This is a genomic window from Nocardiopsis sp. MG754419, from assembly GCF_018207095.1.
Classification (GTDB): Bacteria; Actinomycetota; Actinomycetes; order Streptosporangiales; family Streptosporangiaceae; genus Nocardiopsis.
In genome coordinates this window covers 29,438-54,843 of record NZ_QOCZ01000006.1, presented here as the reverse complement: position 1 = coordinate 54,843, position 25,406 = coordinate 29,438, and the positions used below count along the sequence as shown (strand labels likewise).

The following is a 25,406-nucleotide window of genomic DNA, read 5'->3' as shown; positions in this document are numbered from 1 at the left end:
CCTGCGTCACCGATGTCCGTGACGGGGGACACGACGCGTGGTGGGAGAATAATTTATAAATGACAAAATGCCAAGGTGCGCTAGTCTGAACCCCATGTCGATCGAGCGCGCGGAAGCCCCGACCAAGGCCGAGGTGGCCTACCGCGCACTGCGTGACGCCATCCGCTCCGGAGAGCTCCCCCCGGGGGAACGGCTGCGGCTCCAGGACCTCGCGCGCAGGCTCGGCATGAGCCTCACCCCGGTGCGGGACGCCCTGCGGATGCTCGCGGCCCACGGCCTCATCGAACAGCGGGCCAACCTCGGAGCCGTCGTCGCCCAGTGCACCCCCGAGCGGGCCGAGGACGTCTACCGGCTCCGCCTCGTCCTGGAGCCCATGGCGGCCCGACTGGCCGCCGAGCAGGCCACGGACGCGCAACTGGAGATCATGGAGGGGGCGCTGCGGGTCCTCGACCGCGCCGTCGCGGAGGGGCGCAGCCAGGACATCACCGCGCTCAACGCCGACTTCCACCGCGCCGTCTACAGCGCCGCCCGCTCCCACTACCTCATGGACTTCATCGACCGCCTCTGGGACGGCGTGCCCTACCAGGCGATCAGCCTCGTGGGTCGGGCCGAGGCGTCCTCGGACCAGCACCACGCGATCATGGACGCCCTCCGGGCCCGGGACGGCGACCGGGCGGCCGCGCACATGCACGCCCACATCTCCGAGGCCGCGGAGCACACGATGTCCGGGCTCACCGCGCGGGCCGCCGACGTCGACACGCGCTGACCGACGCCGGCGTCCCGGTGCTCCACCGGTCGGGCCTCAGTCCGTCGACCGCTCCACACCGAGGGGCGGCTCGAAGGCCCGCAGGGCCGGCGGAGCGCCCGTGTAGGGCTCCACCCGGACCCGGACCAACTGGCCGGTGCAGCCCTGGCTCAGGGAGGACGTGCCCTCGTCCCGGGTGAGCGCGTTCGGGTTGCCGTGCGCGCAGGTCACGTCGGGTCCGGACGGGTCGTACCAGGCGCCCGTGGACAGCTGCACCACTCCGGGGCGCAGACCGTCGTCGAGCACCGCACCGGCCAGGCAGGTGCCGCTGGGACCGGTCACCCGCACCACGTCGCCGTCGGACACCCCCGCGGACCCGGCGTCGTCCGGGTGCATCCGCAGCGGGGCCCGTCCCCGCACCTTCTGCGAGGTGCTGTGCCGGCCCATGTCCTGCTGACTGTGCAACCGGCCGGAGGGCTGGTTGGCCACCAGCACCAGGGGCCGCTGGTCCCGGTGTCGTCCCGGCCGGGCCGCCACGGCCGGACCGGGCAGCCACACCGGGTGTCCGGGGCAGTCCTCGTACCCGAACGAGGCGATGGTCTCCGAGTACAGCTCGATCCGCCCGCTCGGGGTCCGCAGCGGACGCCCCTCGGGGTCCTCGCGGAAGTCGCCCATCAGGGTCTCGTCCTCGACCCGGCCCGGGATCTCCACCCGGCCCCGCTCCCAGAACGTCGCGAAGTCCGGGACCTCCAGGTCACGGCGGGCCAGCAGGGAACGCCACCGTTCGTAGGCCACGCGCATCCACGCGCGGGCGGTGCGCCCCTCGGTGAACTCCTCCCGTACCCCGAGCCGTTCGGCCAGGTCGGCGTAGGTGTCGTACTCGTCGCGTGCCCGCCCGTGGGGGGACACCGCCCTCGGCATCGCCCGCAGCGCCAGGTCGCCCTGGCTGGCCGCCATGTCCTCGCGCTCCAGCGTGGTGGTCGCCGGGATGACGATGTCCGCGTGCCGGGCCGTGGCCGTCCAGTGCGTCTCGTGCACCACCACCGTCTCGGGACGCCCGAAGGCCCGGGTCAACCGGTCGAGGTCCTGGTGGTGGTGGAAGGGGTTGCCGCCCGCCCAGTACACCAGTCGGATGTCGGGGTAGTGGCGACGCTCTCCGTCGAAGTCGTAGGGCAGACCGGGGTACAGCAGCATGTCGGCGACCTTGGCCACCGGGATGAACGAGTCCACCGCGTTGGACCCCTGTGGCATGCGCGGCAGCCCCACGGGGGTGGCACCGCCGCCGTAGTTGCCCATGGAGCCGTAGCCCGACGCGAAGCCGCCGCCCGGCAGACCCACCTGCCCCAGGCAGCACGCCAGAGCCAGCCCGGCCCACAGCGGCTGCTCGCCGTACCGGGCGCGCTGCACCGACCAACCCACGTTGACGAGGGTGCGGCGCTCCGCCATCCGGTGGGCCAGGGCGCGGATGTCGGCGGCGGGAACCCCGCTCACCCGCTCCGCCCACTCTGGTGACCGCTCCACCCCGCCGGGTTCCCCGTGCTCGTCCCGACCGCCCATCACATAGGCGCGGAGCCGGTCGGCGCCGACCGTGTACCGGTCCAGGAACGCGGTGTCGGCCAGCCCCTCGTCGAACAACACGTGCATGAGCGCCAACAACACGGCGGTGTCGGTGCCCGGTTCCAGGGACACCCGGGTGCACTTGAGGCCGTCGGGGACGTCGTCGGCCAGGGGGGACACCGACACGAACTCCACGCCCGCGTCCGAGGCCGCGGTCATCGACGGTCCGGCGGTCTGCGCGGCGCGTCCACCCGAGGAGTTCCACGTGTTGGACAGGCGCAGTCCGCCGAAGCTCACCAGCAGTTCGGTGTGCTCGCGGATCCGCTCCCAGGACGGGGCGCGGTGCAACAGACGGTTGGCGGCCGGGATGCCGATGATCCGCGGGAACAGGACCTCCACGGCCCCGTGGCTGTAGGTGGTGCGCGAACGCGTGTACCCGCCGATGGTGTTGAGGAACCGGTGCAGCTGGCTCTGCGCGTGGTGGATCCGGCCCGCGCTGCCCCAGCCGTAGGAGCCGCCGTAGATCGCGGTGTTGCCGTACGTCTTGCGCACCCGGTCGAGTTCGGAGGCCAGCAGGTCCAGCACGGTGGACCAGTCCACCTCGACGTACGCGTCGTCCGGATCGCCCCGGCGCGGATCCGGGCCGGGGCCGTGCTCCAGCCAACGGCGTCGCACCGCGGGCCGGGCCACCCGGGTGCGATGGTGCTGGGCCTCCGGGGTGTTCTCCATCACCGGGGAGGGCGCCGGATCCCGCGGGTCGGGACGCACCCCGACCACCCGGTCCCCCCGGACCTCCACCTGGTAGCTGCCCCAGTGGGCACTGGTCGGCCGCAGCGTCACGGACATGCGCACTCCCTGATCCCCCGGGCCGTCTCGTCGCCCGGCCCCGGAGCACACTCTATGCACCGCACGGTGCGATGATGAGGCGCGCGGCCCCGAGCGGGGTCCGTGTCCGCACAGGAACCCGAGCGCACGAGCGGGGAGATCACGCCATGACAGAGCCGAGGTCGCGACGGTCGGTGCTCGCGGTGCCGGGGTCCAACGCCCGGTTCGTGGAGAAGGCCCGGGGGCTGGACGTGGACGCGTTCTTCCTCGATCTGGAGGACGCGGTCGCGCCGCTGGAGAAGGAGTCCGCGCGCACCACCGTCGTCCGGGCGCTCACCGACGGCGGGTGGGACGGACGGATCCGGACCGTGCGGGTCAACGACGTCTCCACCGAGTGGGCCTACCGCGACGTCATCACCGTGGTCGAGAACGCGGGCGCCCATCTGGACGCCCTGGTCCTGCCGAAGGTGACCGACGCCCGCGACGTGCACTGGCTCGACACGCTCCTCACCCAGATCGAACGCGCCGTGGGCCTGCCCGTCGGCCGGATCGGCATCGAGGCCCAGATCGAGGACGCCCGGGGCCTGGTGAACGTGGACGCGATCGCCGCCGCCTCACCGCGTCTGGAGACCCTGGTCTACGGGCCGGCCGACTTCATGGCCTCGCTCAACATGAAGAGCCTCGTGGTCGGCGAGCAACCGCCCGGCTACGACCACGGCGACGCCTACCACCACGTCCTCATGCGCATCCTCGTGGCCGCACGCGCGCACGGACTCCAGGCCATCGACGGCCCCTACCTGCAGATCCGGGACGTGGACGCGTTCCGCCGCGCCGCTGGACGCACCGCCGCCCTCGGCTTCGACGGCAAGTGGGTGCTGCACCCCCTCCAGGTGGAGGCGGCCAACGAGGTGTTCGCCCCCTCCCAGGACGACTACGACCACGCCGAGCTCATCCTCGACGCCTACGAGCACGCCACGACCGTCGACCGACGCGGCGCCGTGATGCTGGGCGCGGAGATGCTCGACGAGGCGTCTCGGAAGATGGCCTTGGTGGTGGCGGGCAAGGGCCGCGCGGCCGGCCTGCGGCGCACCCGCGCCTTCGACCCCGAGGCCTGAACCGGGCCCCGGCGGGGCCCCGGCGGGGCCGGGGCGTGGTCCGGTGCCGGTTCCGTGACAGGATCTCGCCGCTTTCCTGGCGGGTTCTTACCGCTCTCTCACCCGCTTGGGGGAGCATGGGCGCATGGAAAGCACCGCCACCGTCCTGGTCGCCGACGACGACCGGGCCATCAGGGAGTCCCTGGAACGCGCCCTCCAACTGGAGGGGTACACGGTGCGCACGGTCGCGGACGGCGTCCAGGCCCTGGCCGCCGTCCACGCCGAGCCCGCCGATCTGCTGGTCCTGGACGTCATGATGCCCGGGGTCGACGGCCTCGGGGTGGCGCGGGTCCTGCGGGCGGAGCACGACCGCACCCCCATCCTCATGCTCACCGCCAGGGTGGAGACGCCCGATCGGGTGGCCGGGCTCGACGCCGGCGCCGACGACTACCTCGCCAAACCCTTCGAACTGGACGAACTCCTCGCCCGGTTGCGCGCCCTGCTGCGTCGGGCCGCCCCCGTGACGGAGGACGCCGGCGACGAGGCGCCCCTGCGGGTGGGCGCGCTGCGTCTGGACGCGCGCGCCCGTCGCGTCTGGCGCGGCGAACGCGAGGTGGAGCTGTCCAAGACCGAGTTCGACCTGCTCGAACTGCTCATGCGCAACGCCGGGATCGTCCTGGACCACGCCACCATCTACGACCGCATCTGGGGCTACGACTTCGGCCCGGAGTCGAAGAACCTGGCGGTCTACATCAGCTATCTGCGTCGCAAGCTGGAGGACGGCGGACCACCGCTGATCCAGACGGTCCGGGGTGTCGGCTACACGTTGCGCCAGGGGTGAGTCGACGGTGTCCGTTCCCGAATCGGGTGTCCAGGAGGCGGCGCGGCACAGTGTCCTGCTCAATCCGGGTGACTGGCGGCTCGGTACCCGCTTCGCCGTCCTGTTCGCGATGGTCGCCGCGGTCACCATCGCCCTGATCGGCACGCTCGCCTACGGCACCGCCGCCTCGCTCATCCGGGCCGACGCCGAGAACGAGTTCGACACCGCGGTGCAGAACCTCTCCCGTCAGCTGGTCGTCTCCGCCGAGGCCAGCCAGGACGTGCAGGAGAACCGCTACTCGTTCTTGGCCCCGGGCAGCCTGGACGCGCAGGTCCTGGCGCCCGACGGGGGGTGGGCGCGTCTGCAGTCCAACCAAAAGGAGCCGCCCTCCTTCCACCCCACCGCCGAGGACCTGGAGGTGGCCCGGGCCGACGACGCCGGTGTGGTGAGCAAGCGGGACCTGAAGGTCGACGAGCAGATGTACCGGGTGGGCACCGTCTCGCTGGGGGAGGGGCGTGGCGCCATCCAGCTGCTCCAACGCCTGTCGCCGATCGAACAGATGGTGGGTCGACTGGCGACCCAGATCCTGTGGGTGGGCCTGTTCGCCGCACTGTGCGCCGCCGCGGTCGGGTGGCTGGTGGGCCACCGCATCACCGGCCGGCTGGTCCGTCTGACCGAGGCCGCCGAGTACGTGAGCTCCACCGGACGCCTCGATCCGGTCACCACCGCGCGTGGCCGGCACGGGGGCGACGGCGATCGGGCGACCGCCGCCGGCGGTCACGGTGAGGGCGGCGACCCCGAGGAACCCGGCCACGACGAGGTCGGTCGACTCACCAGCGCCTTCAACGCCATGCTCGCCCGGCTCGCCCGCTCCAAAGACGAACAGCGCCGTCTGGTGCAGGACGCCGCGCACGAGCTGCGCACCCCGCTCACCAGCCTGCGCACCAACGTGCAGGTCATGGGCCGGGTGGACCGGCTCAGCCCGGACGCCCGACAGCGGCTCATCGACGATCTCCAGGGCGAGACCCGCGAACTCACCGACCTGGTCAACGAACTGGTCGGGCTGGCCACCGGAGAGCACGAGGACGAGGCTCGCAGCGCGGTCGCGCTCACCGAGGTCGCCGAGCGCGTCGCGGCCCGCACCCGTCGCCGGACCGGCCGTCTGATCCTCGTCGACGCCGACGACAGCCTCGTGTGGGGCCGTCCGGGCGCCCTCGAACGGGCGCTGGCCAACCCGGTGGAGAACTCCGCCAAGTTCGACCCCGACGGCACCGCCCCGATCGAGATCCGTGTCCGCGCGGGCGTCGTCGAGGTTCTGGACCGGGGCCCTGGTGTGGATCCCGACGAGATCGCGCACCTCTTCGAACGCTTCTACCGGGCGACCGTCGCCCGCGGTCTGCCCGGCTCCGGGCTGGGACTGGCCATGGTCCGCGAGATCGCCCACGACCACGGAGGCCGGGTCTTCGCCCGCAACCGCGAGGGCGGCGGCACCGTGATCGGGTTCGCGCTGCCGACCTACCGGCCCCCGGAGGACGAGGCGAGCGCGCCGACCGACACGTCCTCGTAGATGCGCTCGAACCGCTCCAGGGAGTCCTCCATCCGGTGACGGGAGGCCATGGCCCGACTGTGCGCGCCCATGCGCGACCGGGTCTTCTCCGAGGCCACCACCGCCCTCACCCGGTCGGCGAGTCGATCCGGGTCGCCCGGCTCGTACAGGTACCCGTTGCGCCCCTCCTCCACCAGGTGCGGCAGCGCCATGGCGTCGGCGGCGACCACGGGCAACCCGCTCGCCATGGCCTCCAGGGTGGCGATGCTCTGGAGTTCGGCGATGCCCGCGATGGTGAACACGTCCGCGCAGCGGTAGGCGTCCGGCAGGTCCTCGTGCGCCACGAAACCGAGGAACACGACCCGGTCGGCCACACCCTCGGCCGCGGCGAGCTCCTCCAGCCTGCCCCGGTGCGCTCCCTGACCCACCAGCACCAACTGGACGTCGGGGATGAGGGCGACGGCGCGCACCAGTTCGTCGACGCGCTTCTCCTCGTCCAGACGGCCCACGAAGAGCATCGTCGTGCGGTCCCGGAGCCCGAACCGGGCGCGCAGGCGCCGCCGGTCGGCGGGGGTGGACCCCTCCGGCGCCGGGCGGAAGCGGGCCAGGTCGATCCCGCAGGACACCGCTTCCACGGGATGGGCGAACCCCTGTACGCGGAGCAGTCCGGCGGCGGTCGGGGTCGGGGTGGTCACGTGCGCCACCCGGCTCAGCACCCGGTTCAGGTCCCACCAGGCCAGGCGGGCCGCGTACGGTCGCAGCGACCACGGCAAGCGCAGGTGGTCGAAGAGGTTCTCGGGCATGAAGTGGTTGGTGGCGATCACCGGCACACCCTGCCCGCGGGCGGCCCGGGCCAGCATCCGGCCGATGAGGAAGTGGTTCTGGATGTGCACGGCGTCCGGGCTCAGGCGGTCCAGGAGCCGGTTCAGGTGGCCGCGCACCCCCGGTGGCAGGGCCAGGCGGACACTCTCGTGCGCCAGGGAGGGCATGGACCGCAACCGGTGCTCCACGACCCCGTCCCGCTCCACCACGTGCGGTCGCCCGGTGGGGGAGGGGCAGACCAGGTGCACCTCGACGTCGCGTTCGACCAGGCCTTGGGCCAGGCGCGCGGTGAAGTAGGCCGCGCCGTTGACGTCCGGCGGGTAGGTGTCGGTGCCGATGAGGACTCGCGTGCGGCGGTGACCGACGCCGGGATGGGCCGGCCGCGGGACGGTGGGCTGGTGCAGTGCGAAGGACGTGGACATACCGGTTCTCCTGCAGTGTCGCGCGGCCTGCCGTGGTCATCCTGAGTGTGAGCCACCCGCATGGACCGTCGTCGACCGTGCGGTGAACGGAGCGACGATCGCAGTGGTCGCAGACGGCGCAGAGAACAATACTCTCCGTATTCACTCCTGTCCCTCAAGACGGTCTCGTGTGTTCCGGTCAGGGTCGACCGACGGCCCATTCCGACCGGAACCGAGACGGCCCGGAAGTCCGTGACACGAAGAAGCGGCCCGGCGCTCGTGCCGGGCCGCCCCTCGTCTCGTGTTCCTCATGTGCACCCACTGTGCGTCGCCGGGGATCCCCCCGCTGATCGACGAGAGTGAACCCGAACGCGGTCCCGCCGGAGGGACGCCCCCGTCGACCTCCTGCGGGACCGCGCCGGGTGATCTGTGCGCCGGGCGGTCGGTGCCCCGGCTCCGCCGGCGCCGACCACGGGCCGGGCCCGCGCGGACACCGCCCGGACCCCGTGCGCCGGACCACGAGTGGTGTCCGCTCGGGCACCGGTAGGGCTCTGGACGCGCCGAGGGCCTTCGCCTCGCCTCGGGGTGTCCCGCCACGGGCCGAAACCCGGCCGAGCCCCCGGGGGCGCATCCCTAGTCCTCCTCCGCCTCGACCTCCTCGGTGGCGGCCGCGGCGCTCTGCTCGCCCAGCGTGACCTTCACTTCCTCCGTGGAGCCGTTGCCGCCGGACTGCACGCCCAGCGTCACCTCGTCCCCGGGCTGACGGGCCCGGATCTGCGCGATGAGCTGGTCGGGGGAGTCCACCGACTCTCCGTCCAACGAGACCACGACGTCGCCCGCGGACAGGCCCGCCTCGTCGGCGGCGCCACCGCCGGTCACCTCCATGATCTCCGCGCCACCGCTCCGGCTCGGGGCGATGGTCGCCTGGATGGCCGGGTAGCTCGCGCTCCCCTGCTCCACCAGCTGCTCGGCGATCGGGCGGACCTGGTTGATCGGGATGGCGAAGCCCAGACCCACGGAACCGCTCTCCTGCGAGAGTCCGGCGATGGCCGTGTTGATGCCCACGACCTCGCCGGCCGAGTTCACCAACGGTCCACCCGAGTTGCCGGGGTTGATCGCCGCGTCCGTCTGGATCGCGTTGATCACGGTGGACGTCTGCCCACCGCCGCTCTCGGTGGCGCCCGTGTTCACGGGCCGGTCGAGAGCACTGACCACACCGGTCGTCACCGTGCCGGACAGGCCCAGTGGTGAACCGATCGCGATCACGTCGCCCCCGACGCCGACCTGGTCGGAGTCGCCCAGCGTGGCCGGGGTGAGGTCGTCGCGGCCCTCGGCCTGGATCACCGCGATGTCGGACACCGGGTCCGAGCCGAGGACCTCCGCCTCCGCGGCGGTCCCGTCGTTGAACCGCACCTGGAGGGGGCCGCCCTCGGCCACCACGTGCGCGTTCGTGAGGATCTGTCCGTCCGACGACAGGACCACGCCGCTGCCGCCGCCGGATCCGGTCTGGATGGAGACCACGCTCGGCAGGACCTGCTCGGCGACCTCGCCGACGGCCCCCTCCGTGGCGGTGGTGCCCTGCTCACCGGTGAGCGCGTTGCTCGGTGCGGCGCCGGGCATCAGATAGGCGGTGCCCAGTGCCGCCGCCGGACCGACGATCAGGCTGGTGACCAGCGCGGTCGCGGCGGCGATCCCGATGATCCTGCCGGTGCCGCGCTTCTTGGGACCGGGCGCGGGTGAGGCGCCGAAGGCCGGATGCCCGATCGGCCCCGGGTAGTGAGGACCTCCGGGGTGGGGACCGGGCCCGCCGCCGGGATGCCCACCGGGGTGGGGGCCGGGCGCGCCGCCCGGCTGTCCCCCGGGGTGACCGCCGGCCGCGAAGGCACCGGTGTGGTGCTGCGGGCCGTGGTGCCCCGGTCCCGTGGCGTACGGGCTCGGCTGCTGGGGGCCCGGTCCGGGCTGCTGCGGCCCGGCCGGTCGGGGACCGGTGTGCGGGCCTTGGCCGTGGAAGACGTAGGTCCCCTGGTCGGTGTCGTGGGGGCCGGTCGCCCAACTGGGGGCCGACCCTTCGGGCGGGGAGAAACGAGGGGGACCCGAACGCTCGACCTCGGGGGCCTGCGCGCCGGTCTCGTCCACCCCGGTGGCGTCGTCCGAGGGAGTGCCCTGCTCCCGGTCGTCGGAGGCGAGGGAGTCCTGGACGGGTCGGTCCTCGGGGCCGGCGGCGTGCTCCGCACCCGCACCGGTCTCCCGGCCGTCGTTCGGTTCGTTCGGCTGCAACTCATCCTCCGGCTGATGGGACGATGTACTGACTTGCTTCATCTTGTGGTGTGTGGGTTAGAAAAGGGTGAGAGCCCGCTACAGCGCGGTTTCGAGTTCCCGTGCGGTGCGGGGCGCCCCTCCCCGCGAGCCCGTACTGTGCCTCATGCCCCACAATGTCCGGAACGATACCGTGCTCGCGCTCTCCGACGGCGCAGGTGAGAGGGAAGGCCTCCCCGTGATCAAGCTTGTTCTCGCCGACGACGAACACCTGGTGCGCGGTGCCATCGCCGCGCTGCTCGGCCTGGAGGACGACATCGAGGTCGTCGCCGAGGTCGGTCGGGGCGACCAGGTGGTGGACCGGGTCCTCGCGCACGACGCCGCCGTCGCCGTCCTGGACATCGAGATGCCCGGGGCCACGGGGCTGGAGGCCGCCGCCGAGCTCAAGAAGCGCGCGCCCGGCTGCGGGGTCGTCATCCTCACCAGCTTCGGACGCCCCGGCTACCTGCGCCGGGCCCTGTCCGCGGGCGCGCGGGGGTTCCTGGCCAAGGACGCGCCGGTCGAACTGCTGGCGGGCGCCATCCGCAAGGTCCACGAGGGCGGACGCTACATCGACACCGACCTGGCCGCCGCGGCCATGGTCGGCGGCGAGAGCCCGCTCACCGACCGGGAGAGCGAGGTGTTGCGCGCCGCCGCCGACGGCGCCACCGTCGCCGCCATCGCCCGGACCCTGCACCTCACCGAGGGCACGGTGCGCAACTACCTGTCGAACGCCATCGGCAAGACCGGCGCGGAGAACCGCATGGCCGCGATCCGCACCGCGCAGGACATGGGCTGGCTCTGACCCCCGGGTTCAGAGGAAGCGCAGGACCAGCATCGCCGTGTCGTCCGCGTTGCCGCCCGGCGCGTACTCCTCCAACTCGCGCTCGATCCGGCTGATCACCGCCTGGGCGGTCAGCCCCGCGGCGTGGGAGAAGATCTCCGCCAACCCCTCGTCGCCGAGCATGTCGCTGCCGCTGCGCCGTTCGGTGACGCCGTCGGTGACCGCCAGCACCACCTCGCCCGGATGGATGTCCACGCTCTCGGTGGCGAACCCGACGTCCTCGAACGCGCCGAGGAGCGGCTGGGAGTTGCCGAAGGTCTCGACCTCGCCCTTCTGGTTCACCCGCATCGGCAGCGGGTGGCCCGCGGAGACCATGCGCACGCGCATGCCGCCCGCGCCGTCGGTGGCCGGGGTCATCTCGCCGTAGAGCATGGTGAGGAACCGCGTCGAGGTGTTCTCGTCGAGGATGGCCATGTTCAGCCGCTGCATGATGTGCGCGGGGGTGAAGCCCTCCCGGGCCAGTGCGCGCAGCGTGTGCCGTGCCAGACCCGTGACGGCCGCCGCTTCGGGGCCGGTGCCGCACACGTCGCCGATGGCGAAACACCACCGACCGTTGGCGGAGAACACGTCGTAGAAGTCGCCGCCGACCTCGCTGCGTTCGTCCGAGGGTCGGTAGTACACCGCGTGGTCGACGCCCGGGATCACGGGTTCCTTGTCCTTGGGCGGCAACAGGCTGCGCTGGAGCGCGGTGCTCATCGCGGTGTGCCGCTCGTGCAGGCGGGCGTTCTCCATCGCCGAGGCGACCCGACGGCTCAGGTCGTCGGCGACGTCCGCCTCCTCACGCGTGAAGTCGTCGGTCTCGTTCTTGCCGATGGTCATCCGCCCCAGCGCGCGACCGTGCGCCACCAGGGGGATGCTGATCGCGGGACCGCGCGCCAACAGGCCGGTGAGGTGTTCGTCCAGCCCCTCGGTGGCCAGTCCCTCGTCGGCCAGTTCCTGCGGCGACCACAACGGTTGCGGTTCACGCTGTTCCTGCGGGGGCAGCGCGGTGAGCAGCGAGCGCAGGACGTCGTTGAGGTTCTCGTCGCTGTGCACGACGTGGGTGAGCTTGGAGATCCCCAGCTCGTCGGTGGTGTGGATGGCGCACCACCGGCCCAGCCGGGAGGTGATGAGCTGTGCCGCCAGGGCACCGGTCATCCGCTCGTCGAGTGTGCCGGCGAGCAGGTCGCTGGCCTCGGCGAGGAAGCTCAGGGAGGCGCGGCGGCTCAGCTCCACCTCGGCCAGTCGGGCCCGCTCCACGGGCAGCGCGATGAGGTCGGCGCCCTCCTGGAGCCGTTTGGCGGCCGCGGAGCCGAAGTGGCGGGCCCGGGTGGAGGCCACCGCCAACAGGCCGGTCACGCGTCCGTCGACGATGAGCGGAGCGGTCACCAACGAGCGCATCCCCGCCCGGGACAGCGCCCCGCGGCTGGCGCGGGCGATCATGAGGTCGTCGTTGATCACCGGTCCGGGCTCGGGCGCCGCGGACGGGAAGATCTCCTCGGTGCGCACCCGCAGCGGGCGCCAGGGCGCGCCCCCGGTCAACCCCATCGCCGCGCGCACCTCCCACATGGTCTCGTCGGAGGTCGCCAGAGCGACGTAGGCGGCGTCACCGCCCAGGTTCGAGGTGGCGTACTCCACCGTGCGTTCCAGCAGTTGGGGCAGGCTCAGTCGGGAGCCGAGCGCCGCGTCCAGCGCCGACCACGCCGGCGGACGCATGGGACGGACGGGACCACCGCCCCTGCGCACCTGAGGGGACTCCAGGGACGTGTGGTCGGCGCCCTTGTCCTCGATGCGGAACCAGACGGCCTTGTCGTTGCGCCCGTAGCTCACGCCCCAACTGGAGGCGATGGCCGAGGCCAGCGCCAACCCCAGACCACCACTGCGCTCGTTGTCGGTCGAGGGTGTGGTGTCCACCGCCAACGGACCCGCCTGGGGGACCGCGCGTTCGGGGGCGGAGTCGGTCACCATGACCTCCGTCGACCCCTCCGAACGCCGGACGGTGACCTCCAGGGAGGAGTCCGCGTGGATGACGGCGTTGGTGACCAGTTCACTGACGAGCAGGATGATGTCGTCGAACGGGTCGGGCACGCCCCAACCGAGCAGGGTGTCGTGCACGAATTCTCGGGCGGCCGCCGCGGTCTCGGGAGCTGGGGGGAACTCCCGTCGAGCGACCTTCAACGCGTCGTGTGCTGCCAAGCCGTCGGTGTCCTTCGTCACTGGGCGCGAATGCTGGTGATGGCCACTGCAACGATACGCGGGATCCGTTCGTCGATGCCCGGACCCCGTTCACCGGGGGCGACCGCGGGGGAGATCGTCGACACACCTGTGCGCGATTGCTCTGGCGGTTAGTGTAAGACGACACATCCGCTTCTTTCGGGTGGTACTTCGCGACGATAGCGTGACGGGGTGTCACCAGGGGCGCGCCACCACTCGCGCGCCCCCGTGTCCCGTGCTCGCGACCCGGCACGGGGGCGGCCCACCGGGCGGTGGGCCGGGTCGGACCGGCCCGGCGCGCGGTGATCGAAGACCAGGGTGGTGTGCGGGATTGAGGAGGGGTTCATGCCCGAGGCGGTCACGGAACTGGCCGACGACCAGCTCGACGAGATTCTGAACGCTCTGTACCGGATGCGCGACGGTGACTTCAGCGTCCGGCTCCGCGCCCGCGGTAGCGGGAAGCTGCGGGAGATCGCCTCCGTCTTCAACGAGGTCGTCGACCACAGCGAACAGCTCAGCTCGGAGCTGCAGCGCGTCGGCGACGTGGTCCGCGAGGAGGGCCGTCTCAACGAGCGGGTCAGCGTCCACCCGGCACGGGGCGCCTGGGGCAACAGCGCCCGGGCGCTCAACATGTTGCTGGACGAGGTCGCCGAACCCGTCACCGACGTGGCCCTGGTCCTGGACTCCGTCGCCGAGGGCGAGCTGAACCGTCGCGCCTCCACCGAGGGCCGCAGCGGCGAGCTCAAGGGCGACCTGCTGCGCCTGGCCACCACGGTCAACCGGATGGCCGACCAGATGAGCGGGTTCACCGAGGAGGTCACCCGTGTGGCCCGCGAGGTGGGCACCGAGGGCAAGCTCGGCGGTAGCGCCCGGGTCGAGGGGGTCTCCGGCGCCTGGCGCGAGGTCACCGAGTCGGTGAACCAGATGGCCTCCCGCCTCACCCTCCAGGTCCGTGACATCTCCACCGTCACGACCGCGGTCGCCCGGGGTGATCTCACCAAGAAGATCACCATCGACGTCCAGGGCGAGATGCTGGAGCTGAAGGACACCATCAACACGATGGTGGACCAGCTGTCCACGTTCGCCGACGAGGTCACCCGTGTGGCCCGCGAGGTGGGCACCGAGGGCAAGCTCGGCGGTCGCGCCAACGTGCGCGGTGTCCAGGGCACCTGGAAGGCCCTCACCGACAACGTCAACTCCATGGCGGACAACCTCACCAACCAGGTCCGCGACATCTCCAAGGTCACCACGGCGGTCGCCCGCGGCGACCTCACCCGCAAGGTCGAGGTGGACGTCCAGGGCGAGATGCTCTCCCTGAAGAACACCGTGAACACCATGGTCGACCAGCTCGACTCCCTGGCCGACGAGGTGACGAGGGTCGCCCGTGAGGTGGGTACCGAGGGCAAGCTGGGCGGCCGTGCCAGCGTCAAGGGCGTGTCGGGCATCTGGAAGGACCTGACCGACAACGTCAACTCGATGGCCAACAGCCTCACCTACCAGGTCCGCAACATCTCCCAGGTCACGACCGCCGTCGCCCGCGGTGACCTGGGCAAGAAGATCACGGTCGACGCCCAGGGCGAGATGCTCGAGATGAAGGACACCATCAACACGATGGTGGACCAGCTGTCCACGTTCGCCGACGAGGTCACCCGTGTGGCCCGCGAGGTGGGCACCGAGGGCAAACTGGCCGGGCAGGCCCACGTACGCGACGTCTCCGGGGTCTGGAAGGACCTGACCGACAACGTCAACTCCATGGCCAACAACCTGACCTACCAGGTGCGGCAGATCTCCATGGTGACGCGGGCGGTGGCCGCCGGCGACCTCACCAAGAAGGTCACGGTGAACGCCAAGGGCGAGATGCTGGAGCTCAAGGAGACCATCAACGTGATGGTCGACCAGCTCTCCGCCTTCGCCGACGAGGTCACCCGTGTGGCCCGCGAGGTGGGCACCGAGGGCAAGCTCGGCGGTCGCGCCAGCGTCAAGGGCGTCTCGGGTATCTGGAACGACCTCACCGAGAACGTCAACTCGATGTCGCACAACCTCACCACCCAGGTGCGCAACATCTCCGAGGTCACCACCGCGGTCGCCGCCGGTGACCTCACCAAGAAGATCGACGTCAACGCCCAGGGCGAGATCCTCGAAGTGAAGACCACGGTGAACACCATGGTCGACCAGCTGTCGGCCTTCGCCACCGAGGTCACGCGCGTGGCCCACGAAGTGGGCAGCCTCGGACAGCTGGGCGGTCAGGCCAAGGTCGAGGGCGTCACCGGGACGTGGAAGCAGCTCACCGACAGCGTCAACGAACTGGCCGGCAACCTCACCACCCAGGTGCGCGCCATCGCCGAGGTCGCCAACGCCGTGGCCAAGGGCGACCTGACCCGCAACATCCAGGTCGACACCCGCGGTGAGATGGAGGAGCTCAAGGCCAACATCAACCTGATGGTGTCCAACCTCCGCGAGACCACGGCCGACCAGCGCGACGCCGACTGGCTCAAGTCCAACCTCGCGCGCATCTCCGGTCACATCCAGGGGCACCGTGACCTCGACGAGCTGGCGCGCCTCATCATGAACGAGGTCACGCCGCTCATCGGGGCGCAGCACGGCGCCTGCTACCTGCCCGAGGACCAGGACCACGAAGACGTCTTCCGGCTGTACGCGGGCTTCGGCTTCCAGCCCACCGAGAAGCGGCGGCGCATCGTCAAGGGTCAGGGACTGGCCGGTGAGGCCATCGCCCAGCAGGTCGAACAGCAGGTCGGCAACATCCCGCCGGGCTACGTCAACATCGAATCGGGGCTCGGGGGCGCCCACCCCACCAACCTGTACATCGTCCCGATCGTCACCGAGGGCCGTTCCCTGGGCGTCGTGGAGTTCGCCTCCTTCGAGGAGTTCCGCGAGATCCACAAGAACTTCCTCCGCCAGCTGGTCTCCCTGCTCGGGACGACCATCAACACCATCCTGGCCAACAACCGCACCGAGCTGCTGCTCGAACAGTCCCAGCAGCTCACCAGCCAGCTGCGCGAACGCTCCAACGAACTGCAGCGCCAGCAGGAGGAGCTGCGCGGCATGAACGCGGAGCTGCGCCAGAAGGCCACCCAGCTGGCCAACCAGAACCGGGCGATCGAGCTCCAGAACCAGCAGATCCAGCGCTCCCGCAACGCCCTGGAGGAGCGCGCCCACCAGCTCCAGGTCTCCTCCAAGTACAAGTCCGAGTTCCTGGCGAACATGTCGCACGAGCTGCGTACGCCGCTGAACAGCCTGCTCATCCTGGCGCGGTTGCTCGCCGACAACGCCGAACAGAACCTCACGCCCAAGCAGGTCGAGTTCGCCCAGACCATCCACAAGGCCGGGAGCGACCTGCTCCTGCTCATCGACGAGATCCTCGACCTGTCCAAGGTGGAGGCGGGCCGCGCCGAGGTGCAGCCCAGCGAGGTCTACATCGCCCAGCTCGTCGACTACGTGGAGGCCACGTTCCGCCCGGTCACCGGCGAACAGGGGCTGGCGTTCGCCGTGGACGTCTCCCCGGACATCCCCGAGACACTGTGGACCGACGAACAGCGGCTCCAGCAGATCCTGCGGAACTTGCTCTCCAACGCCGTCAAGTTCACCCCGCAGGGCGAGGTCCGGCTGCTCATCGAACCCGCGTGGGCGCTGGAGGACACCGACCTCGACATGTTCGTCGAGAACGAGGAGGTCATCGCCTTCACCGTCGCCGACACCGGCATCGGGATCGCCGAGGACAAGCTCCAGGTGATCTTCGAGGCCTTCCACCAGGGCGACGGCGGAACCTCACGACGGTTCGGCGGCACCGGCCTGGGCCTGTCCATCAGCCGTAACTTCGCCCGCCTGCTCGGCGGCGAGATCCGGGTCCAGAGCGTGGCGGGACAGGGCTCCACCTTCACCCTGCTGTTGCCGGTGCGCCTGCCCGACGACGCCGGGGAGAACATGGACGAGACCCCCGCCCTGGGGGTCCCGGCCACGATGGGGCTGCCGGCGCTGGAGCAGGGTTCGGGCGCGCACGACAGCCTGACCGACGCCGAACTCGACCTGCCCGACGAGGACTTCGACGCCGTGGTGGCGGCGCTGACCGACTCCGGTGAGGTCGAGGAGCCGCTGCCCATGGTCCAGGTCCTCAAGGGGGTCGAACCCGAGGAGTCGGGGACCGAGGAACACGTCGAGGCGCGGCCCGACCCCGAACGCCGCGCGATCCTGGCCGGACAACGCGTGCTCATCGTCGACGACGACGTGCGCAACGTGTTCGCGCTGACCAGTGCCCTCGAAGCGCAGGGCCTGGAGGTCCTGTACGCCGACAACGGGCATTCCGGGATCGAGCGGTTGGAGGCCAACGAGGACATCTCCCTGGTCCTGATGGACGTGATGATGCCCGAGTTGGACGGTAACCAGACCACGCAGCGGATCCGGGAGATGCCGCAGTTCGCCGACCTGCCGATCATCTCGTTGACCGCCAAGGCCATGCAGGGTGACCGGGAGCGCAGCCTGGCGGCCGGCGCCACCGACTACGTGACCAAACCGGTCGATCTCGACCACCTGTTGGACGTGATGCGCCGTTGGCTCACCGCCGGACCGGAGGAGACCAGGGCCGGTGCCGCCGCGGACGACCGTCCCGGTGACGCGAACGGTCCCCGGGACGGGCACAATGGCGACACGGACATCCGCGACGACGCCGGGGACGTCCACGGATCGACCGGGAGGACCGGCACCCGTGGCATCACCCCGCCCCACGACTCGGAGTAAGCAGCAGTGACTCAGAAGGCCAACATCCTTCTCGTCGACGACCGCGACGAGAACCTCATCGCACTGGAGGCGGCCCTCACCTCCCTGGACCAGAACCTGGTGCGGGCCAACTCCGGTGAGGAGGCGCTGAAGCACCTTCTGGGGACGGACTTCGCGGTCATCCTGCTCGACGTGATCATGCCGGGCATGGACGGCTACGAGACCGCCGCGCACATCAAGCAGCGCGAGAAGACCAAGGACGTGCCGATCATCTTCCTCACCGCGCAGGAGGTCGACCGGCACCAGGTGTTCCGCGGCTACTCGTCGCGCGCGGTGGACTTCCTCATCAAGCCGTTCGACCCGTGGGTGCTGCGCTCCAAGGTCGAGGTGTTCGTCGAGCTGCACCAGCTCAAGGCGCAGATGCGCGAGCAGGCGCGCTCGTTGCAGCGGGTCCTCAACCAGGAGACCGGCGAACCCGGGAAGGTGCTCGCCGAGCAGCTCTCCCAGCGTTCCCGTCAGGTCCAGTCGGACTTGTCCGACCTGCGCGAGCACATCGTCGGCAAGTACCAGGAGATCGATCAGCCCCTGGTGGACGCCGTCCGCCGGGTGGACCGTTCGGCCTCACGGCTGTCCACGCTGGTCGACACCCTGCACGGCCCCGACGACTGAGTCCGCCCCCGGCCGCGTCGCCCCGGCGCGCGCGGCCGTGTGCGTGGACCGTGCCGGCCGGTGGGTCCGGTGGGTCCGGTGGGTCCGGTGGCGAGGGTGTCGGGGCCCGCGGGTCCGCCGCGCGCGCCCCTCGGTGCCCTGGGCGGAGTGACCCGCGGGGCGAGGGCTCGGCAGGCCGGTGGAGGTCAGTAGGCGCGCGGTGGCAGGGCGAGCCCGATGTGCTCGCCGATCTCCTCGATCAGGCCCAGGTCGGCCAGGCGGAAGCTGCCGCGGTTACTGCGTCTGATGAGGGTGAGCGCGCCCCGCACACCCCGGCTGCCGCGCAGCGGCACCGACAGCAGCGAACCCGCGCCCAGACCCGCCAGGACCGGGGCGCCCGATCCCATGCGGCCGAGCACCGACGCGTCCTCGATCAGCGGGAACAACAGCGACTGACCTCGGCCCAGCACCTCTCCGGGGATGTCGGAGTCGCCCGGGGGCAGAGCGGCCACCTCGTCCCGTTGGCCCTGCGGCGCGTCCGCGGGACCGACCACCGCCGCGCGACGTGCCGCCAGGGGATGCTCGGGAAGGTCGCAGACGTCGATGATCACCCAGTCCGCGTAGGAGTCGGCGAGCAGGTCGGCGGCGTCGGTGAGCGCCAGGCCCTGCGTGGGGGTGGTGCCGCGCAGCAGCAGCCGGGTCATCCGGGTGAGCACGTCCAGACGGCGGGCGGCCAGGACCACCACCTGGTCCTCCACCTCCGGCTCCAACGGGGAGGGCCCCTCCTCCTCCGCGCCGCGCATGGGCGGCGACATCGCCAGCAGCACCAGGGGCTGGGCCTCGGAGGGCAGCTCCAGGCGGGTCAGGGTCACGTGCACGTCCTCGGCCCACCCGCGCTGCGCCAGCCGCGACTCCAGGGACGCGGACCCGTCACCGCGCAGCACGGACGCCAACCACGACTGCATGGCGGCGCGTTTGCGCAGGTCCACGAAATGAGCGAAGGGCTTCCCGGTGAGATAGCCGGGGGCACCGCCCAACTGATCGGCGCCGGCGGTGTTGATCCGGCGGATGTAGCCGTCGTGGTCCAGCAGCACCACCGGGACGCTGAGCTGGTTGAACACCGCGCGCAACAGGCCGCGGTCGCCCTCCTCACCCGTGCGACGGGGCTCGGCGGGCCCGCTGAGGGACCGTGCCAACTCCCCGCCGGCGTCGCCGAGCAGCCGCTCGGCGTACTCCAGCTCGGCCAGGGCGGCCTCGGCCGTGCCGCCGGCGTCGCCCGGATAGGTGGCATGGGTGTTGCGCAGCGCGGCGACCCGTTCACTCAGTGCGCTGATCTCCCGTTGCAGATCGGCGAGGTTGTCCGACACGCTCACGGTCTCCCGGTCGTCGTCAAGGGTGGGCGGTGACTCCGGAACGCTCCGGTGTCCGGTCGAGGCTTTTCCGAAGGTTACCTTTGGTGCGGGAGAGGGGAACGAACGGAGGAGGTTGGTGCGGTGTGGATCGAACACCTCGCCCGTGACATCGGTGCGCTGGGCCAGGAGGAGAACGCCGGCCCGGATCGCGCCCTGGACCAGATGAGTCGGGCCGCGGCGTTGAGCGTGCCGGGCTGTTCCGCGGCGCTGGTGGTGCTGTGGCGTGAGGTGGTCGGACCGGACGGCTCCCGCCGCCACGTGGTCACCGACTACGGCGCCTCGCACTCCGACCTGTCCCAGGCGCTCGAGCACCAGTACACGACCGACCAGGGGCCCACGGTCGAGGCCGTCCGCGAGATGCGCCGGGTCCGGGTCTCCGACGTCCTGCGCGAACAGCGGTGGCCCCGCTACACGGCCATGGCGGTCCAGTGCGGGGACCGCTCCTCCATCACCCAGCCCAGTGCACTCCCCGACGAGGGAGACGAGGACCGGGTGCTCACCTTCGGCGTGCACTCCGGGCGCGCCGACGCCTTCGACCAGGGCGTGGTTCCCCAGCTCACGGCACTGCTCGCCGAACACGCGGCGATGGCCCTGCACACGGCCGTCCGTCGGACCGACGCGGCCCGGGAGTCCGCGCACATGCGTCGGGCGATGTCGGCGCGTACGGTGATCGACCAGGCCAAGGGGATCATCATGCACGCCCGGGGCTGTGACGCCGACGCCGCGTTCACGGCCCTGCGCGAGGTCGCCCAGCGCAATCGCAAGCGTGTGGTCGACGTGGCCCGGGACCTGGTCTCGCAGAACACCGGACCGCAGGCGCGGATGCGGCGCAACGGCGCGGACGGGCGGTGAGCGCGGTGGTCCGGCCGGTGAACGACCTGGCAACAACACCGCGGTGAGTCCGGAGCGTGACCGTGAAGCGTCATGATGAGGGTCCGAGACCGTCGTGGCGCGCGACGACGGTCGGTGGCCCGCCTCGCGGTGGGCCGCCACCCGCTCTGTGCGCGTGTGAACGAAAAGGAGATCGACCGTGACGTCAGACATCTCGATCCGCCGCGAGGATGGCGTCGCCGTCGTGACACCCGTCGGCGACATGGACGCGGTCACGTCCCCGGCCCTGGCCATGACGCTGGAACGGGTCCTCTCGCAGGAGTTCACGGGCGTGGTCGTGGACCTGGCGAAGGTCGAGTTCTGTGACTCGCGGTGCATCGGGGTCCTGGTCGCGGCGTTCCGCCAGGCCCGCGACCGCGGTATCCGGTTCACGGTGACCGAGCCCCAGCAACAGGTCAATCGGTTGTTCGTGATCGCGGGGATCGACCAGGTCATCCCGATCGGCGCCAGCACCGGCGACGCGGTGTCCGAACTCCGCGCCTGATCCGGTCGCGGGGGAGACCCGCCTCAGGGGCCGACCGAGGCGCTCCGCCGCCCCTCGCCGTCCTCCTCCGTCGCCCGGTCGGGGGCGCGGTCCACGAAGTGGAGCCGGACCAGGGACCCCTCCTCGTCCGCGCAGATCTCCATGTGGTCGCAGATCTGTCGGGTGATCCACAGCCCGTACCCACGGGTGCGCAGACCGTCGGCGGGGCGGTACCCCGCCAGGGGGTCGGTGAGTCCGCCGCGCTCGTCGAAGACGTCGCACACCCACCGGTCGTGACCGCGCCGGATCCGCACGGTCCCCTTGCCCGCGCCGTGCTCCAGCACGTTGGCGGCGAGTTCGTTGGCCGCCACCACCAGACCCTCCGCACGATCCTCCGGGAGATCGAGGTCGCGGGCGAGCGCGGTGAGGTCCGCGCGCAACCGGGGCAGGGACTGCCCGATCTCCAGGAGGTGCTCCGGTCCGTGCAGGCGCAGGGGTTCGGGGGCCCGGCGCCGTCGGCCGAGGACCGTGGCGCCCAGGTAGGCGGGGTTGGGTCGACCCCCCGACTCCTCCACCAGAACCGGATGGGTGGCCAGGACGGTCGACCGGGTTCCCGGAGGCAGCCCTCGTTCGTCGTGGACGCACAGCAGACGCATGCGCGTCGGCGCCAGCGCCGTGCACAACACCGACTCCCACCGGTGCCACTCACGACTCTCCAGTGCCGTCGCGAAGGGCATCGGGGGCTGGGCGACGACGGTGACGGAGTCGTGCACCGAGGTCATGCGGTGCAGCGTCGCCAGAGCGCGACCAGGGGCGTCGTAGAGGGCGTCCCGGTCCATGACCAGTACCCGACCGCGGTCCTCGGGCGTGAGCCCGTCCAGGAGCGCGGCCGGGTCGGCCACGGCGAGCACGGTGTGATCGCCCCCGCGCACGGCGCCGCGGAGTCGTTCCCGTGCCACCTCGTGGAGCCGTCTCCTCCGACGGAAGAGCAGCCCCTGGTGTTCGAAGGTCATCGGTGGTGGGTGACCGTTTAGTGGGCGGAGCCGGACAGCAGTAGTTCCGCCTCGTTCTCGTCGGGGCGGTCCTGCTCGGTCTGCGCGGGCCGGGAGCGCTCGTAGGCCAACTCGGTCTCCACCGCGATGCGCTGCCAGGTGAAGCGGGAGCGGGCGCGGTCGACGGCGGCGATGCCGTAGGCGGTGCTCATGGTGGGCGTGTTGATGACGGCGCGGACCGACCGGACCACCTCGTCGGGGCGGCCGAAGCGCATGAGGACACCACTGGTGCGGTGCAGCACCGCGCCGGGCACGGCGCCCGTGGCGGTCGCCACGACCGGAAGGCCACAGGACATGGCCTCCAGGACGGCGCCGCCGTAGGGGTCGTAGGAGGCGGCGGAGACGTACACGTCGGCCGACCGGAGCAGTCGGGGCAGTTCCTTGCGCTCCACCGGGCCGGCCAGGTGCACGCGGTCGTCCACCCCGGCCTCCTTGGCCAGGATCTCGATGCGCTGGGCGTTCTCGTCGAGGGCGACCGTGCGGTCCTCGGCCGTGGACACGAGCAGCAGCTCGGCCTCGGGCAGGCGGGTCATCGCCTCGACCAGACGCTCGGCGCCGCCGCTCTCGTTCAGCGAGGTCACGGAGATCAGGCGGGACCGCTCCTCGCGGCGGGAGGTCCAGGGCTCGGAGGAGGCGCTGCCCTCGACACTGAAGTGGTCGGAGTCCACCCCGAACGGGACGACGCTCACGTGGTGCCGGGGCACGCCCAGACGGGCCAGCTCGCCCTGCTGGTCGGTGGAGTTGACCAGGACACGGTCGGCGCGGGCGGCCAGGATCGACTCCATGCGGGCACGGTCGGGCCGGTGGACGAGGCCGGAGCGCTGCTCGCTGGCGTTGAGGGAGTGGAAGGTCTGGACGATGGGGACCCCGGTCTGGTCCTTCACGCTGTGCGCCTGGGCGTGCAGGGCGGCCAGGCCGCTGGTCCAACCGATGGCGTGCAGCACGTCGGGGGTGTCCTCGTCCAGAACCGAGGCCAGGGCGGTGCCGAAGGCTCCGGTGTGCTCGGCGTGGTCGCTCTCCTTGAGAACGTGCGCGGGACCGGCGTCGATGTAGGCGACGGAGACGCCGCGGGACATCCGCGTGCGGCCCTCGGGCTGCTCGGGGTCGCTCCGGCGGACGTAGACGGTCACCTTGTGACCGCGCTTGGCGAGCTGGCGGGACACGGCGCACACGTGCAGGCTGGAGGGGCAGGCCGGCTCGCCCCGGTGAGCGGGGAGGGGGTTGGCGTGTTCGGCGACCATGGCGATCTTCACTGGGCTGGACTCCTTGGACACCGTCGTCGTGTCCGTCGTGGTTGGTCCCGGGGGACTCCGGAGCGGGGATCGGAATCATCCGGGGGGAACGAGGTCGGGCCGCCGTGCCCTGCGGCCACCGGTGCTTTCATCCGAGGGGAGAAAACCACTGGACGCCGTTGGGCACGGTCGGGCGTGGGGGGACTCAGGGGGGAGCGTGTCCCCGACCCCGGGGCGAGGGTGGCCGGGCAGCACGAAGCGCCGCGCGCACGAGGTGCGGACGGTGCCGTGGTTCACGAGGAACAGGGAAAGGGGAGAGACGCATGACAGATCACACCAAACGACCATCGAGAGAGGCTGAACGCCACCGGGCGCACCTGTGGACCAGGCTCGCGCGCGGGGCGGAGGTCGTGTGTGTCTGCGTCTTAGACACCCAACGGGGACCATTGTGCCAGACCCGGGACGAAGCGACAATGTGCTCTCGGTCCCGTCTTCCGTCCGAAACCCGGTTCCCGGGTGGTCCGCGGTCCCGTTCCACCCCCGTGAACAGGGCGCTGGACTGCCGGTTCGCCGAACCTCCTCGGTGGCACTGTCGGCAGGCCCCGAGCACCGCTAGTGTCGGACCGGAACCGGGTCGGTGGAACTCGGGGGTCCCTCAGCCCCCCATCGCCACACTTTTGGCGGTACAAAGGCGGTCGGGAACTGCGCATCCGAGCGTTTTCCGCCATGATGTACACGGATTTTGACCGACTCCGCCTCGGTACGGTGACAGAATCCAGACGTTGAACGGGACTCGACCAAGGTCCGGCGGGTGCCGGACAGCCGGCCAAGGCCGACGAAACGGGAGGAAGGGCGTATGGGTGTCGCTGGTGGGGAAGTCATTGTCACGGCCCTCACGCACCGGGGCGCTATCCGCCCCGCCAATGAGGACTCCGTGGTCATGGGTGCACTCACCGTCGCCAGTGCGAACATGACCTCCCCGGTCCGCTGCGTGCTGCCGGTGAGCGAACCGGTGATCCTCGCGGTCGCCGACGGCATCGGCGGTCAGGCCGCCGGTGAGATCGCCTCGGAGCACGCCGTGCACCGCATGGCCGAGATGGGTCCGCGTCTCAACACCAACGAGGAGGTCGCCCAACTCCTCACCCACATCGACGAGGAGATCAAGGACCACGCCTCCCAACATCCCGAGTTCTCCGGGATGGGCACCACGGTCGCCGGCGTCCTGCTCAACAACGACGGCAACTTCTGGTTCAACGTCGGTGACTCGCGTACCTACCGTCTGGAGGGGCGCCGCCTGCGCCAGCTCTCCGAGGACGACTCTCCGGCCCTGCCCCCCTCCGAGGACGGCCGTCCCGTCACCACGAACTTCATCACCCAGTCGCTGGGCGGCAGCTCCGGCGGCACGATGGTCCCGCACGTGGGCCGGGACGAGGCCGCCGACCCCAGCGCCTGGCTCATGTGCAGCGACGGTCTCTCCGACCTGGTGCTGCTGGAGGAGATGGAGCGCATCATCGCGGAGGCCGGCAGCGACGAGGCCGCCGTGCACGCCCTGTGGCAGGCCGCCATGGGCGCGGGCGGCAAGGACAACATCAGCATCCTGCTGGCCCGTCGGCGCTGAGCGGGGGCGTCTGTGTCCGATCACGGGCCTCCGCTTCGCCTCGTCCCGTGTTCGGGTGCCCGGTAGCGAGGCGGAACCCTCCGGGCTCGGGGTGTGAGGGACGTTCCTCCTGAGCCCTCCGCGGCTTTCGGGACGCACGGTCCGCCGGCGCACGAGGACGACACGACACGAGAGCGGGCCCGCACGTGGTGACGTGCGGGCCCGCTCTCGCGTGTCA

At 71.3% G+C, this 25,406-nt stretch carries 17 protein-coding genes; 10 read left to right on the top strand and 7 right to left on the bottom strand.

The window, feature by feature from the left end; all coding sequences use genetic code 11:
* Nucleotides 1–94 precede the first annotated feature (94 nt).
* Entirely contained in the window at nt 95–766 is a 672-nt protein-coding gene (locus tag DSY14_RS02400) for a GntR family transcriptional regulator (RefSeq protein ID WP_211714742.1), read from the top strand.
* A gap of 36 nt (nt 767–802) precedes the next feature.
* Here DSY14_RS02400 and DSY14_RS02395 read toward each other — a convergent pair whose 3' ends face one another.
* Nucleotides 803–3,148 carry a molybdopterin-dependent oxidoreductase gene (locus DSY14_RS02395; RefSeq protein ID WP_211714741.1) on the bottom strand — a complete coding sequence of 782 codons (2,346 nt, stop codon included), beginning with the start codon at nt 3,146–3,148 and terminating at the stop codon, nt 803–805.
* A 146-nt stretch (nt 3,149–3,294) separates the two neighbouring features.
* On the opposite strand from DSY14_RS02395, the gene DSY14_RS02390 reads away from it, so the two are divergent.
* The 3 genes from DSY14_RS02390 (at nt 3,295) to DSY14_RS02380 (ending at nt 6,608) form a co-directional block, all read left to right on the top strand.
* Nucleotides 3,295–4,242 carry a CoA ester lyase gene (locus DSY14_RS02390; protein ID WP_211714740.1) on the top strand — a complete coding sequence of 316 codons (948 nt, stop codon included), beginning with the start codon at nt 3,295–3,297 and terminating at the stop codon, nt 4,240–4,242.
* Between the two features lie 124 nt (nt 4,243–4,366).
* Complete coding sequence (locus DSY14_RS02385) at nt 4,367–5,062, top strand: response regulator transcription factor (protein WP_211714739.1); 696 nt, start codon at nt 4,367–4,369, stop codon at nt 5,060–5,062.
* Between the two features lie 7 nt (nt 5,063–5,069).
* Nucleotides 5,070–6,608, top strand: a complete 1,539-nt coding sequence (locus tag DSY14_RS02380) for an ATP-binding protein (protein ID WP_374223974.1) — start codon at nt 5,070–5,072, stop codon at nt 6,606–6,608.
* Here DSY14_RS02380 and DSY14_RS02375 read toward each other — a convergent pair.
* Nucleotides 6,557–7,831 carry a glycosyltransferase gene (locus DSY14_RS02375; RefSeq protein WP_211714738.1) on the bottom strand — a complete coding sequence of 425 codons (1,275 nt, stop codon included), beginning with the start codon at nt 7,829–7,831 and terminating at the stop codon, nt 6,557–6,559. The genes DSY14_RS02380 and DSY14_RS02375 overlap by 52 nt on opposite strands.
* Nucleotides 7,832–8,443: 612 nt before the next feature.
* Nucleotides 8,444–10,087, bottom strand: coding sequence for a S1C family serine protease (locus DSY14_RS02370; protein ID WP_211714737.1), 1,644 nt, complete (start codon nt 10,085–10,087; stop codon nt 8,444–8,446).
* 217 nt (nt 10,088–10,304) lie between these two features.
* Between DSY14_RS02370 and DSY14_RS02365 the strand changes: the two genes are divergently transcribed.
* A complete protein-coding gene (locus tag DSY14_RS02365; protein ID WP_211714736.1) occupies nt 10,305–10,910 on the top strand; it encodes a response regulator transcription factor in 606 nt (201 codons plus the stop codon).
* Nucleotides 10,911–10,919: 9 nt separating this feature from the next.
* Here DSY14_RS02365 and DSY14_RS02360 read toward each other — a convergent pair whose 3' ends face one another.
* Nucleotides 10,920–13,106 carry a SpoIIE family protein phosphatase gene (locus DSY14_RS02360; protein ID WP_211714764.1) on the bottom strand — a complete coding sequence of 729 codons (2,187 nt, stop codon included), beginning with the start codon at nt 13,104–13,106 and terminating at the stop codon, nt 10,920–10,922.
* Between the two features lie 381 nt (nt 13,107–13,487).
* Between DSY14_RS02360 and DSY14_RS02355 the strand changes: the two genes are divergently transcribed.
* Together DSY14_RS02355 and DSY14_RS02350 are read left to right on the top strand one after the other, a co-directional pair.
* Nucleotides 13,488–17,894, top strand: coding sequence for a HAMP domain-containing protein (locus DSY14_RS02355; RefSeq protein WP_211714735.1), 4,407 nt, complete (start codon nt 13,488–13,490; stop codon nt 17,892–17,894).
* A 6-nt stretch (nt 17,895–17,900) separates the two neighbouring features.
* The gene (locus tag DSY14_RS02350) at nt 17,901–18,542 is read left to right on the top strand and encodes a two-component system response regulator (protein WP_211714734.1); all 642 of its coding nucleotides are present in this window, start codon (nt 17,901–17,903) and stop codon (nt 18,540–18,542) included.
* 185 nt (nt 18,543–18,727) lie between these two features.
* Here DSY14_RS02350 and DSY14_RS02345 read toward each other — a convergent pair whose 3' ends face one another.
* Nucleotides 18,728–19,888, bottom strand: coding sequence for a PAS domain-containing protein (locus DSY14_RS02345; protein WP_211714733.1), 1,161 nt, complete (start codon nt 19,886–19,888; stop codon nt 18,728–18,730).
* A gap of 126 nt (nt 19,889–20,014) precedes the next feature.
* On the opposite strand from DSY14_RS02345, the gene DSY14_RS02340 reads away from it, so the two are divergent.
* Both DSY14_RS02340 and DSY14_RS02335 read left to right on the top strand, forming a co-directional pair.
* A complete protein-coding gene (locus DSY14_RS02340; protein WP_211714732.1) occupies nt 20,015–20,785 on the top strand; it encodes a GAF and ANTAR domain-containing protein in 771 nt (256 codons plus the stop codon).
* A 178-nt stretch (nt 20,786–20,963) separates the two neighbouring features.
* Nucleotides 20,964–21,308 (top strand): STAS domain-containing protein, encoded by a 345-nt coding sequence (locus DSY14_RS02335; protein WP_211714731.1) that lies wholly within the window; start codon nt 20,964–20,966, stop codon nt 21,306–21,308.
* A gap of 23 nt (nt 21,309–21,331) precedes the next feature.
* On the opposite strand, the gene DSY14_RS02330 is transcribed toward DSY14_RS02335, so the two are convergent.
* A complete protein-coding gene (locus tag DSY14_RS02330) occupies nt 21,332–22,300 on the bottom strand; it encodes an anti-sigma factor RsbA family regulatory protein (RefSeq protein WP_211714730.1) in 969 nt (322 codons plus the stop codon).
* Between the two features lie 17 nt (nt 22,301–22,317).
* Nucleotides 22,318–23,592, bottom strand: a complete 1,275-nt coding sequence (locus DSY14_RS02325; protein WP_211714729.1) for a glycosyltransferase — start codon at nt 23,590–23,592, stop codon at nt 22,318–22,320.
* A gap of 835 nt (nt 23,593–24,427) precedes the next feature.
* On the opposite strand from DSY14_RS02325, the gene DSY14_RS02320 reads away from it, so the two are divergent.
* Nucleotides 24,428–25,189: a PP2C family serine/threonine-protein phosphatase gene (locus DSY14_RS02320; protein WP_211714728.1), complete on the top strand. Its 762-nt coding sequence runs from the start codon at nt 24,428–24,430 to the stop codon at nt 25,187–25,189.
* The last annotated feature ends 217 nt before the right edge of the window (nt 25,190–25,406 follow it).